A 13,430-nucleotide genomic window follows, 5' to 3' on the forward strand; every position below is an offset into this window, starting at 1 on the left:
AACAGTGAGTTACGGCGCTCCTTGGAGAGCAGCGCCGTGTCCGCGGACAAAGTGTCCGGACACTGCGCCGGTCGGACAGGCGGTGGCTCAGACGGTAATACCCACCGACTCCGAGACCGCTATGTCGCGCGCCACACCACGGCCCAGCGATGAGATCAGCACGTCGCGCGCGCCGAGCACAGTGAAGCCAACCAGGCGCCGACGGGTGAAGCAGAGAACGCGGGCCCGCGAGGCACGCAGCCACTCGCGATCGGGCAGTTCGCGGTTCGGCGCTTCGACGGGCGTGGCATCCACGAAGAGACCGTCCCAGGCGAGGTAGTCCGTATCAGGCAGCAGGTAGATCCGGGCGAGGGCTTCGCCCTGCCCGCCCACGCAATCGATCCACTCACGCGGGCCCTCCGCGGTGATCGCGCAGGTGAGGCCAACGTAACGCGTCGCAAGCAACGGCGCGAGGTCTACCGACTCGACAAGGCAACCGGACGGCGTGTTGTCCGGCAGCGGACAGACAGCGGATCCCGGGGCGAGGTACAACACACCACCGAGCTGGCCAAGACCTTCCACCAACGTACGCGGCGTGATGGCCAGCCAGCGCGTGGTGGGGATAGAACGGGCGCGCGAGTGCATGCCGAAGGAAGCTAACCAGCCGAACATAGTGCGTCTCCCGGGTGACTGCCGGAATGGGATGCCTGGCTGGGTGGCCTGGGAGGGCCCGCGTGGCTTGGCGTCGGGGAGGTTGTCCCTATTGAAGCGGGCCCTGTTGGGGTAGGCCCTTACTTGGTAAGGATGAGCTTGTCATTGCGCGTGAGGCGCAGGTGGTATTCGTTGCCCTGGTGCTCAATGACGAGCTCCCGCGAGCCATCGAGCAGACGCGTGCTTTCGATACGACGGGCAACGGCGGGGGTGGCACGCAGCGCGACGACTTTGTCACGGCCGCCGTTATCGGTCAGGGGAAGCGTTCTCATCAACATGGCCGGGCTCCGGGTCTGAGGGTTCGGCTTTGATGATAACGATTCTCATTTACACGTCAAGGGGGGTGGCTCACAAAAAAGCCCGACCTGAGTCGGGCTTGCGTTGACCTGCCATCGCCGCTGAAGCGGCTCCCACATATAAAGCGGCTTCCACCTATCAAGCCTCGGCGTGCATATCCAGCAGTGTCGCTTCCAGGGCTTCCAGGTCCGGAATCACCGCCGTGTCGTCGCGGACGAGGACGCGGGCGCGGACGCCGAAGGGGAGATCGTGGCCGTCGTGCGTGGGCAGGAGCAGTTCCGCGTTGAGCGTGGTCAGCCGAGGAAAGCCGTGCGTGAGCACCGCGATATACGGCATGTCCGGGTGGTTGGTCACGCCCTTCAGCACCGCCACGCGAGGCGCCTGCGCGCCGCCGTCTTCCGGCAACGCAGCGACGTGGTCGAACTTCACCAGCGGAATCCGCCAGCCACGCCACGCAATGCGCCCGACCAGCCACTGCGGCGCGTCGGCGACCGGTTCGACACCGGCCAGCGTGATCACTTCGGCTACCGCGGCGTTCGGCAACAGCAGGCGAACGCCGCCGCTGGGAATCAGTACGCAGCGGATTTCGCGCGGTAACGGCTCGCTCATGGGAATTCCTCGATCAGTTTCTGCGCCAGCGCGTGAACGTCGCCGGCGAAGCCGGCCACGCGTTCCTCGCGAATGCCGGCGACCATGTGTCCTGCTTCCACGTCGGCAGCGACGGTCTCGACCCATACGCGGCCACCGGCGTCATACACCGCCTGCGAGCCGGCGACGGCATCGTTGCCACGACCAGCGAAGACGATCGCCAGCGCGTCCGAACCAAAGCCGCCGGCGAGCGTGCTGAAGATGCCGTCGATGGACGGCCCTGTCGCGGATGCCGGGCTACCGTCCTCGCGTACGGTGACGCTGCCGTCGCGACGGATCTGGACATGCGAACCACGCGGCACCACGAGAATCTCACCGTGTTCCGTGTGCGAGCCATCCGTCGCCACGCGGGCGCGGCCCAGCCGCTGCGCGAAACCGCTCGGATCGACGTCGTGATGCACGGCGACCAGGATCACCGCAGGCATGCGTTTGGGCAATGCGGCGACGAAGGCGGCCACCGTCGATTCACTTTCACGCGCACCGCCAAGGGCGACGACGCGACGAACGGCGCGCGACGTACCTTCGAGGAACATCTCATGCGAGAACTCGCCATCGGTACGCGGCGCGATCGCCTCTTCGAGCGACACGAGCTCGAGTGACAACCCAGCCTGGAGGCCGTGCGAGCCGTCGTCGACGATATCCTGAGCGAGGTACTCGGCGGCACTGATCGTCTCGATGCCGAAATCGGCGGGCTTTCCGTGCGCCGGCGTCTCGATGACGATCGTATCGTGATCGACCAGGTCCCACTCGGGAGCCGGTGCCGGCACGTATTCCGTGGCGCGTGATTCAATCTGGATTGAATGCTCGTTGGACGCGGCCGATGTGCCCTCGTCGTCACCCGCCAGGCTGAACTGGCCGACATCGAACTCGCGTTCCACCGCAGTAGCCGGCGGCGGCGCCTCATCCACCACTTCGAATCCGGAGAGATCCAGCGACGCCAGCTCGGTTAGCTCCAGCGGCGCGGACGGAACATCTTCCAGGCCATCGGAACCGTTGATCGTGTTCGCGTCACTGTCGGCCAGCAAGGCTTCGAGTTCCGCCGCGAGCACCAGCGGATCGGTGCCCTCACCGTCTTCCGGCGCTTCGTCCAGCGGCGTGGAGAAATTCAGGGAGTCGGCGAGGTCGTCGGCGCGGGCCGTGGCGGGCTCGTCTTCCTCGCTGACAGGCATCGGCGTTTCCGCGTAGCCATGACTGCCGGTGATGGCGAGATCGTCCACCAGCGGTTCGTCGAAGCGTTCCTCGGCCGGTGCGGCCACCCCGGCGATCGCTTCGACACGCGGCTCGATGGCGCGTGCGTCTTCGGGGCGCGGCGGATCCATGGGATTGGCGCCAACCAGCTTGGCAGCAAGATGTCGGGCCCAACGGGCGCGATCCCAGCCTTCCAGATTGCGGCTGGCATCGGCATCATTGAAAACGAGGCGCGGATGGCCGCCTTCGACCGTGTCGTAGAGACGGTCGAGATCGCCATCGCTGGGATCGTCGAGATCGACCACGACCACGTCGGCGGACGAGCCGACCAGTTCGGCCGGAGCGAAGGCCCGCAGGTCCGACTCGTAGACGATCCGCGCACCATGCGCGACGAGGGCGTCGCGCAGGTGTGCGGCAAGCGCCGCGTCGTCGAACAGCAGTGCGACCGACGGCTCGCGATCAGCCATGGGTCACTCCGAGCACGTCATTGATCTGCACGATGAGGTCGTTCTCCTGGTACGGCTTGCCGATGTAGCGGTCGACGCCGATGTCGAACGCGCGCTGGCGATGCTTATCGCCGGTACGCGAGGTGATCATGATGATCGGCACACCCGCCAGGCGTTCATCCGCCTTCATCTGCGTCGCCAGTTCATAGCCATCCATGCGCGGCATCTCGATATCGAGCAGCATGAGGTCAGGCACGCGCTCGTTGAGCTTCTCGAGGGCGTCCACGCCATCCTTCGCCGTCATCACTTCGAACTCGTGACGTTCCAGCACACGACCGGTGACCTTGCGCATGGTGATCGAATCGTCAACCACCATGACCAAGGGCTTCACGCGTACTTCGTCCTGGACGCGCGGTGCGTGAGGTACGGCGGCCTCGGCCTCGAACGCGCGGCGTGCCACGCCGTGGCGCACCATCGGTGCGAGGTCGAGAATCATCAGCACCGAACCGTCGCCCATGATCGTCGCACCGAGGATGCCCGGCACCGAGCTGACCTGCGGGCCCACCGGCTTGACCACGATTTCGCGGGAACCGAGTACGGCATCGACGCGGATCGCGGCACGCAAGTCACCCGAGCGGGCCAGCAGCAGCGGAACATCGCCTTCCTCGGGCGAGGAGATCACGTGCACGCCAAGGAGCTGCGGCAGATCGTGAATGGTGTAGTCGTCGCCGAGGTAGTCGAAGCCCGGATTGGCATCGGCCATGCGGTGCGCGAGCTCATTGGGAGCGACGCGCGCCACACCGTGTACCGAGGTCATCGGGATCGCGAAGTTGGTTTCGCCGATACGGACGATCAGGGCCTGGGTCACCGCGAGGGTGAATGGCAGGCGCATCACGAACGTCGTGCCAACGCCCTTCTGCGATTCGATACCGAGGGTACCGCCGAGCTGTTTGATCTCGTTCGCAACAACGTCCATGCCGACGCCACGACCCGCCACCTGGGTAACCTTCTCCGCGGTGGAGAAACCGGGCACCTGGGTGAGCTGGAAGATCTGGTCGTCGGAGACGCGGGCTTCCGGACGCAGCAGGCCGCGTTCGATCGCCTTGGCCCGGATCGCGTCGCGATCCATGCCGGCGCCGTCGTCGGACAGACGTACCACCACCTCGGTCGCTTCACGCGACACCTGGATACGCACGGTACCTTCCGGGTTCTTGCCGGTGGATTCGCGTGTCTCGGGCGACTCGATGCCGTGGGCGACCGCGTTGCGCAGCATGTGCTCGAACGGCGCCTTGATGCGGTCGAGCATGTTGCGATCCATTTCACCGTTCGCACCCTCCACCACCAGCTGGGCCCGCTTGCCGACATCGCCGGCCGCCTGGCGCAGCGTACGGCGCAGGTTGGGCACCATCGCGTCGAACGGCAACATGCGCGTCTGCATGAGACCTTCCTGCAGTTCCGCGTTCACCCTCTGCTGCTGGAGCAGGAGGTTTTCGGACTGACGGGTCAGCTCGTCGAGGATCGTCTGCAGGGACACCAGATCGGATACCGACTCGGCCAGCGCTCGCGAGTACTGCTGTAGCTGCGAGAAGCGGTCGAGCTCGAGCGGATCGAAGTTCGTCGCACCCGTTTCGCGGTGCTCCTGGTGGTAGCGCGCGATGATCTGCGCCTCGGTTTCGATCTCGAGCATGCGCAGCTGGCTGCGTAGGCGGCTGACCGTCTGTTCGTGTTCGGTGAGCGTCGAACGGAAGCTGGCCGTCTGCTGTTCCAGGCGCGAACGGTAGATCGACACCTCACCGGCATGGTTCACCAGCGTATCGAGCATGTCTGCGCGAACGCGGATCTGCTCCTGCGACGAACGCTGAAGTTCTTCTTCCTCGAACTCCGGCAACAGCTCCGGCAGGTCGCGGTCGAGGACAGGAATCGTCTCGACGTCGGCCAGCGGTTCGAAGCCGGGGATCGGCGCAGGCTCGACCGTGATGATCGCGGCTTCGCGCTCTTCGCGATAGCTTTCGGCGGTAAGCGTGTCCGGCGCGATCGGCGCACCGGCCAGGCGTGCGAACGGCTCGATATCGGCGTCGTTAAGCGTGATGGCGCGACCCAGCGCAATGCTCTGGATCATCCCGTGCAGACGGTCGAAGCCTACCTCGGTCGCTTCAATGGACGGGCGATCGCTGTCGCGCTGACCACCGGCCACGGCGTCCAGCAAGGCTTCCATCGCATGGGCGAGATCGCCCACCACAGCCAGGCCGGCCATGCGTGCGCTGCCCTTGAGCGTATGCAGGTCACGCTGCAGGGCGGTGATGTGCTCCGCCGTCTGCGGTTCGATACGCCACGCCGCAAGGGCGCCGTCAGCGTGATCGAGGATCTCGCGGCCTTCTTCGACGAACACCTCGAGCAGATCGGGGTCGATGTCCGCGTAGGGAGAGAGCTCCGGAACCATGGCAACGACCGGCTGCTCGACCGGCGTGTGTACCGGCACGGCGACAGGTTCGTGAGACTGGTCCTCGATGACGACGGGTTCGTCCGATGGCTCGTCGACGTTCGCGGCGACACCCACGGTCTCCTCGATATCGGTGAGCTCCGTGGGTTCGATGGAGGCGAAAGCCTCATCGGCGAGGAAGCCCTCCTCTTCCGACGCGGTCTCGTCAATGATCTCCTCGTCGTCGACCAGACGCGGCTCGACCAGGCCATCGGTGCTGTGCAGTACCTCACCGTCGAGCGACATCGGCTGCGGCAGGGCTTCTTCCGTGGCAGGTGTTTCGTCGGCGAGATCGCCGATGAGCGAGCGCCACGCGGCGTCTTCTTCCGCGTCGTACTTCAGGATCGGCTTGACCTCACCTTCCGGCTTGTCGATCTGGAAGCCTTCGAGCGAAGCAAGCAACTCGGCGGTGAGATCGGCCGTATCGTCGGTCAGGTCGATCGGGGAGAGATCGATGGCCGGGATGGCATCGTTCTCCTCCAGCGCGTCGACCGGGGCAGCAGGCTGTGCACGCTCGGCCGCGGCGGCTTCGCGCGCGGCGAGTTCGCCCGCCAGCATGGCTTCGAGCTCGGCTTCGAGATTCTCCGGCGTCACAACAGCGTCGTCGGCCTCGACCGGCGTCTCGTCGAACGAGAGCAGCTCGTGGTGAACGTGCGTGTGCTCCACCGTCTCGGGAGCGTCGAACGTCCCGGATTCCTCGAGGGTCTCGAGTGCTTCGACAGCGTCGGAGGCTTCGATAGTTTCGGCAGCCTCGACGGTCTCGGGTTCCTCGAAGGCGACCGGGGCTTCGTCGTGTACGACCGGCGCTTCTTCGTGGACGACCGGCGCTTCGTCGTGATGAACGACCGAAGCCTCCGCCACCACTTCGTCTTCCAGCGGCTGCGGATCCGGCTCGTACAGGATGTGGGCTACCGTGGCTTCTGGCTGCTCGTCACGCAGCGCGATGATCTGCGCGGCAAGATCGGAAACATCGGGAACACGCGGATCCGGTGCGTCGAACTGCTCCATGACGTGGTCGACCAGGTCGGCCGCGTCCGTGAGGGCATCGACACCGGCCGGGCGCAGCGGCACGCCGCTGGCACGGACGCGCTTGATCAGTCCCTCGAGCGGCGCGAGTACCTGGATGAGCACCGGGATGTCGACCATGCCGATGGCACCGTGCAGCGTATGCACGGCGCGCAGCAAGCCGTCGTCCACCGGCAGTTCGCCGTCGCCGGCGAGCGCGAGGTTGGCGCGGATCACGTGCAGGTACTGGGCTACCTCGGTACGCAGGATGTCCAGCAGTACGGCATCGACCGGAGGCAACGGCGGTGCCACGTACGGCGGATCCATCAGCGCGGCTTCGACAGGCTCCGACGGTGTGTGACCATAACCGGCGAAGGCGGCCGTCGGCACCGCGGCAATGGTGTCGCGCGGTACGCGACGCTTGACCTTGGTGCGAACGGTGTGGACCGAGCTCTTCGCGACGTCTTCGACAAAGGCACTGTCGCCCATCCCCAGGCGATCGGCCGTCTCCATGATGGCGGCGATCGGCGCGCCCGGCGTGGACTCGCCTTCGAGTGCCGACTTCAGCTGCGGCAGCGCATCCACCGCGTGGCGGATGAGCGCCTGCACGCCGTCGTGCGGGGTAATGGTGTGATCGAGCACGCGGTTGAGCATGTTCTCGACCTTCCAGGCGAACTCGCCCAGCAGGCGGGCACCGACGAGGCGTCCGGAACCCTTCAACGTGTGGAATGAACGACGGATCGGCACCAGCGCCTCGATCCGCTCGGGATCCTTGAGCCATGCCTCCTGCGCGGCGAGCAGGTTGCCGATTTCCTCTTCGGTTTCCTCGAGGAAGATCTCGCGGATCTCGTCGTCGATGCCGTCGACCGTGATCTGGAAGCCGGCGAACTCGGCATTGCCGCTGCCTCCGACTTCCTGCTCGACTTCCTCTTCGATTTCGACCCAGTCTTCCTCGCCCGTCGCGGCGGCTGCCACGTCGTGCGTCACGGCTTCGCTGGCATGCGCCTGCGTCGCCTGGATCTCTGCCTCGGTGGGCGGCTCGTCGAGCAGGTCGAAGGTCTCGGCGAAACTGGACACGGTCTCGCCTGCATCGACACTGGTCGATGGCACGGCGATGTGTTCGACGGCTGCTGTGTCGATAGCTTCCAGCGCGGCGTCGCCGAGCGACTCCGGCGCTCCGACGACCGGCACCGGCCAGTAGCCGAGCTCGGCCAGGCTCTGCTGGGTCACGTCGAGGATGTGCTCGAGGCCGCCGCGATGTTCGCGGGCCGCTTCCAGGTAGTACTCGAGCGCGGCCAGCGCATCGGCAAGCCGATCCATCTGCGCGCCGTTGGGCACACGCCGGTCACCGAGCAGCTCGCGGTGGATGAACAGGCCGATGCCATCGGCCAGCTCGGCCGGACGCGGGGCACCGAGCATGTTCATGGCACCACCGATCTCACCCATGAGTTCGGGCGTACCTTCGAGCTGCGCGTGGTCCCATGAGGACTCCACGAACGCGACGATCGCGTCCTTCACCCTGGAGGTGTTGGCCGTGGCCTCTCGCATCAGGGTGGAGAGGATGTGTCGCGCTTCGCTACGCGGCAGCGGCGACGGGCCCGAGTCGGATGCCTGGACTTCGCCCTCGCCCTCCGCACCGAGACGCTCGATGTGGTCGTCCAGCGAGGCTTCGACGTAAAGCAGTGCACCGGCGACGTCGAGTAGCGACTCTTCGTCCGGAGAACGCTGGCCCGTGGCGATTTCGCCAAGGATCCGGCGCTGTTCGCCGACGACGCGACGCGGCACGCCCAGGGCAAGCATGCCCAGCGTGTCGCCGACGCGGTCGAGCACCTCGGCCTGCGGGCCGAGCTGCGCGGGATCGCCATCGGGACGACGCAGGAAAAGGTCGAGCGATTCCTTCACCCGCAGCAGGTCTTCCTTGATCGCCGCCGATACGGTGTCGAGCAGCGCGCGGTTGTGCCCGGACATCGAGCCACGGGCGTGTTCGAGCTCGGCAGCCCGCGGAAGCAGGCCATCCAGGCGATAGGTCTGACGCAGTTCTTCAATACGGTCGCTGCCAGTCTTGGCCTGGGCGACGTAGTAGAGGAGCTTGCGGGCGAGATCGTCGGATTCACCGGTGAGGAGGACTTCTTCACCACCCTCGACGAGCTCACGGATGGAACGATCGACGCGGCCGATCAGCTGGCGGACGTCTTTTTCATGGGCACGTAACACGCCGCGCTCGAGGCCTTCGAGCACGCCGGCGGCAATCCACCAAAGGCGACGGCCGGCGATCGTGTAGCAGCGCGCGGCGATGGCATCGAGCGTGGCACGCATGCCAAGCAACTGGCGTTCGTTGCCCTGCCCGCGGAACCAGGCAAGCAACTGCTGCTGGAAACGCACGCGCAACTCGGCCAGCTCGGCGCGATGCGCCTCGGCTACGGACGGGTCGCTCGCACCGGGCGCACCGATCGGCAGCATGGTGTCGAGGTTGGGCGTGAACAGCGCCGATTCGTGCAGCGACTGCTCGCCACGGCTGGCGCGCAGGTCGTTGAGCAGGGGCAGCAGCACGATCGGCACGTCGCGGTGACCGCTTTGCAGACGCTCGAGGTAATCGGGCATCTGCATCATGCCGCGCATCAGCGCGGCATAGGCGTCATCACGATGAGCGACGCGATCGTCGATGAGCGCGGCGACCAGTTGCTCCATTTCGCCGACAACCATCGCGGCGCCATAGAGCTCGACCATACGCAGCGTGCCGTGGACCTGGTGCAGGTCGGCGGCACAGGTGTGCATGACGTAGGCGTCGCGAGAATCCTCGACATACGACTCGAGGGCCTGGCGTGCCTTGGACAGGGCGTCGTCGAGCTCCGCCTTGACCCAATGCAGCGTGGTGAAATCGGTATGGTCTTGAAGTCTCACTGCATCAGCCCGGCAGCTTGAAGTTCGCGACGGACAGGCGCAGGTCGTTCGCGAGCTGGGCCAGGTTGCCGATCGATTCCGCCGTCTGGCTCGCGCCCAACGACGTCTGCGACGTGATCTCCTGGATGACGTTCATCGTTGCCGAGGTGTCGGTCGCCGCAGCGGACTGCTGGCGTGCCGCCGCGGAGATGTTCTGAATCAGCGCCGACAGATCGTTCGATACGCGCTCGATGTCTCCCAGCGCGGTACCCGCGTCCTCCGCCAGTCGAGCACCAGCCACCACCTCGGCGGTGGTCTGCTCCATCGAGCTGACCGCCTCGTTGGTATCGGACTGAATGGTCTGCACCAGCGTTTCGATTCGCTTGGTCGCACTCGCCGAGCGTTCGGCGAGGCGCTGCACTTCGTCGGCGACGACCGCGAAACCGCGACCCGCCTCACCGGCGGAGGCCGCCTGGATGGCTGCATTGAGCGCGAGGATGTTGGTCTGCTCGGCGATGTCGTTAATCAGTTCGACGATCGAGCCGATTTCCTGCGACGATTCGCCCAGTCGCTTGATTCGCTTCGAGGTTTCCTGGATCTGGTCACGGATCGAGTCCATGCCCTGAATCGTCTCGCGCACCACTTCCGCGCCGCGCGATGCGATCTGCACCGAGCGCTGCGCCACGTCGGCCGACTCCGCGGAATCCTTGGACACGGTATCCATCGAGGTAGCGATCTGGTTAATCGCCGAGGTCGCCGAGGTGATCTGCTGAGCCTGCTGTTCCGCCGCGTCGGCCAGATGCATGGCGGTCGCCTGCGTTTCCTGTGCCGCCGCCGAGACGCGAACCGCCGTCTCGTTAATCGTGGTCACGAGGTTGCGCATCTCGTCGACTGCGGAGTTCATGGCGTCCGCGATAGCACCCGTGATGTCCTCGGTCACCGTGGCCTTGATGGTCAGGTCGCCTTCGGCGAGCGTACCCATCTCGTCCAGCAACCGCATAATCGCGGTCTGGTTACGCTGGTTGAGCTCCGACGTGCTCTCGAGGCGCTGGCGCTGGTCACGCACCAGGGTGACGACGAGCAGCAGCGCGAAGGCCACCGTGGCAAGTGCGCCGACCAGGCCCCAACCCACGTTCGGGAAGAGGCGGAACTTCTTGGCGATCTGGTCCGCGGACTCGTTCGCGCGAAGCAAAACGGTCTGCGAGTCGAGCGAGGCCTGGTTACCGGCGCGCTTCACGTCCTGCAGGTTGGGCGACGCCGCAACCAGCTGGGCCACCGGATCGACCAGGTCGCCCCAGGAGGTCTGCATGCCTTCCAGGATCTTGCGTGCGTTGGTGTCGGTCATCGCACGGACGCCACCGTCGGCGTTGCCGTCGATCAGGCCCTTGAGGACCGCGCCATACAGCTGCGCATCGCGGGAGAGACCGTCGGCGGCGGACTGCGCGCCATCGCCACCCTGCAGGATTTCCTGCACACGGCGGATCATGCGGTCAGCCATCAGCATCCAGCGAGCGATGGTGAAGGTCTGTTCGGACGATGCATTCTTCTGCTGGACGATGTTCAGCACTTCGTCCGTGCGCGAGTTCAGCAAAGGCATCTGCTTGGAGAACAGGTCGGCGCGCTCACCCGAACTCAGGACCAGGTCCTTGTTCGAGAGAATCTTGCCGATGTCCGCGTCGAGCTGGTGCCAGGCATTGGCCAGGGCGCCCACCGAGCGGCCGGACGGCGTCGCGTCGTTCTCGGCATAAGAAGGCATGCCGGTCTTGTCGTCGCCCTTGACCAGTCGCTGCACGGCCGAATCGATGGTGTTGCGCGTGGCCGCCAGCTCGCGGAATGAATCGCGGTTGCCGTCGGACGCCTCGAGTGCGTACTTCGCGGTCTGCTGCGAAAGCACCTGCACCTGGGTCGTCAGCGCGATGGCTTCGCGATCCTCACCGTTCTTGATGTTCAGCCACCAGAAGTCGACCGACGCCAAACCGATAGCCAGAAGCAGGGCCACGATAACCATCGTGTAACCACGTTCCCGGCCTGCGCCCCCTGTTGTCGTACTCATACTCACCTCGACCAAACCTGGCAAAGCTAGTCACCGGCGCCCCGAATGAGGTCGTCGGCATGACGAAGCGACCGCACTGGCCGCCCCTCCGTTCCCATCGCAGGGGCGTTTACCGCCCCCGCCGATCCTGTTGCGGGGCGGCCACCCGGCCGTCCCGTCCCCCGTGGAGACGCTTTACAGCGCCGCCTGCCGGAAATCCGGCGCACGAGCCAGACGGCTCATGCTGAAAAGCCCGAACGATTGCTCGCCCAGCGTGACGTTTTCGGCGACGAACCGCGCCAGGCGCGGATCATGTTCCTCGCTACCGCTACCGCGCTGTGCCTCGTCCATGGTGCGCTGGCCGAACACTTCGTCGACCAGCAGGCCCACCGTGCCGCCGTGCTGGCGGACCAACAGCAGGCGCGTACGTTCGGACGAAGGCGTGCGTTCGTCGAACAGGAAACGGCCCAGGTCGATCGCCGGCACGAGGTTGCCGCGCACGTTCGCCACGCCCATCAGCCAGGGCTGGGTGCCCGGCACGTTGGTCAGCGGCGGCACGGCGAGCAGTTCGTTGATCTCTTCGATGCCGCTGACGAAGGCACGACGACCGATGCGGAAGCCGATGCCACGCCACAGGCCCAGCGATTCGACCCGTTCGGGCGCACCCGCGGAGTGCGCCAGGCAGGCGCGTTCGTAGTGGGCGAGCAGTTCGAAAGGCGTAAGTGCCGCGTTCTCGCTCATGGCGCCCTCAATGCTTGTTCGGCAGCAGGCTGGCGATGGTCGAGAGCAATTCCTTCTCGTTCACCGGCTTGGTGATGAAGGCCTTCGCGCCCTGGCGCAGCCCCCATACGCGGTCCGTCTCCATGGACTTGGTCGTGATCATCACCACGGGCACGTCCGCCGTGGCCGGGTCTCGGCTCAGCGTTCGGGTGGCCTGGAAGCCATTCATGCCGGGCATGATGACGTCCATGATGACCAGGTCGGGCTTGCTCGCACGGATGCGGTCGATGCCCGACTCGGCGTTGTCGACACTGGAGACGGAAAAACCCGCCTTCTCCAGCAGCGTGGTGAACACGCGTACGTCGGTGGGCGAGTCGTCAATGATCAGAATGTTTGCCACACGTCCCCCTGGACGTCGTTAAGCGGATTTGAATCAGCTTGCCGTCGCATAGCGATGGATCGCGCCGAGGAGTTCGTCGCGAGTAAAAGGCTTGGTGAGGTACTGCTCCGCGCCCACGATGCGTCCGCGCGCCTTGTCGAACAGGCCGTCCTTGGAGGACAGCATGATCACTGGCGTTCCGCGGAACTGAGCGTTGTTCTTGATCAGCGCGCAGGTTTGGTAGCCGTCCAGGCGCGGCATCATGATGTCGACGAAGATGATGTTCGGCTTCTGGTCGGAAATCTTTGCCAGCGCCTCGAACCCATCGACCGCGGTCAGAACGTCGCAGCCTTCCTTCTTCAGCAGGGTCTCGGCCGTGCGTCGGATGGTTTTCGAATCGTCGATGACCATGACCCGCAAGCCGGTCAGATCGGTACCACGTCCGTTTTCGTTCACTGCGCCCCCGTAGCACGCACAAAAAAACCGCAAATCCCACCGCAGGATAGCTGGTTTCATGCCGGCTTATCCGTGCGCTGGGTCGTCGTCCGGAACCTGGGCTCCGGTGGCCCGCTCTTCGGCGTTCCTCCCGTTCGCTGTTTAATGGTTGGCCGGGTCGCCGTCAAGATGAATTGTTCTTAAAGGGACAAATCCTTGTGAAATTGCGAC

9 protein-coding genes are annotated in these 13,430 nt (G+C 65.4%); all 9 read right to left on the reverse strand.

From position 1 onward, the window contains the following. Window positions 1-87: 87 nt before the first annotated feature. The 9 genes from C8J98_RS19660 to pilG all read right to left on the reverse strand — a co-directional run bounded on the left by C8J98_RS19660 (window position 88) and on the right by pilG (window position 13,220). Window positions 88-651: a hypothetical protein gene (locus C8J98_RS19660; RefSeq protein ID WP_107915224.1), complete on the reverse strand. Its 564-nt coding sequence runs from the start codon at window positions 649-651 to the stop codon at window positions 88-90. 119 nt (window positions 652-770) lie between these two features. After that, entirely contained in the window at window positions 771-968 is a 198-nt protein-coding gene (locus C8J98_RS19665) for a hemin uptake protein HemP (protein ID WP_107915227.1), read from the reverse strand. Window positions 969-1,125: 157 nt separating this feature from the next. Beyond that, complete coding sequence (locus C8J98_RS19670; protein WP_107915229.1) at window positions 1,126-1,596, reverse strand: chemotaxis protein CheW; 471 nt, start codon at window positions 1,594-1,596, stop codon at window positions 1,126-1,128. Then, window positions 1,593-3,290 (reverse strand): chemotaxis protein CheB, encoded by a 1,698-nt coding sequence (locus C8J98_RS19675; RefSeq protein ID WP_107915231.1) that lies wholly within the window; start codon window positions 3,288-3,290, stop codon window positions 1,593-1,595. Before C8J98_RS19675 ends, C8J98_RS19670 begins: the two co-directional genes overlap by 4 nt. Beyond that, entirely contained in the window at window positions 3,283-9,654 is a 6,372-nt protein-coding gene (locus C8J98_RS19680; RefSeq protein WP_107915232.1) for an Hpt domain-containing protein, read from the reverse strand. The genes C8J98_RS19675 and C8J98_RS19680 overlap by 8 nt, the downstream gene beginning before the upstream one ends. Before the next feature lie 4 nt (window positions 9,655-9,658). Beyond that, entirely contained in the window at window positions 9,659-11,641 is a 1,983-nt protein-coding gene (locus tag C8J98_RS19685; RefSeq protein ID WP_233260310.1) for a methyl-accepting chemotaxis protein, read from the reverse strand. Window positions 11,642-11,860: 219 nt separating this feature from the next. Next, entirely contained in the window at window positions 11,861-12,406 is a 546-nt protein-coding gene (locus C8J98_RS19690) for a chemotaxis protein CheW (protein WP_107915237.1), read from the reverse strand. A 7-nt stretch (window positions 12,407-12,413) separates the two neighbouring features. Continuing rightward, window positions 12,414-12,785 carry a response regulator gene (locus C8J98_RS19695; protein ID WP_046968466.1) on the reverse strand — a complete coding sequence of 124 codons (372 nt, stop codon included), beginning with the start codon at window positions 12,783-12,785 and terminating at the stop codon, window positions 12,414-12,416. Window positions 12,786-12,818: 33 nt separating this feature from the next. Continuing rightward, window positions 12,819-13,220: a twitching motility response regulator PilG gene (gene pilG, locus C8J98_RS19700; RefSeq protein ID WP_046968465.1), complete on the reverse strand. Its 402-nt coding sequence runs from the start codon at window positions 13,218-13,220 to the stop codon at window positions 12,819-12,821. Between the last annotated feature and the right edge of the window lie 210 nt (window positions 13,221-13,430).

This window comes from Luteibacter sp. OK325 (assembly GCF_003050935.1).
In the GTDB taxonomy this organism is placed as follows: Bacteria; Pseudomonadota; Gammaproteobacteria; order Xanthomonadales; family Rhodanobacteraceae; genus Luteibacter.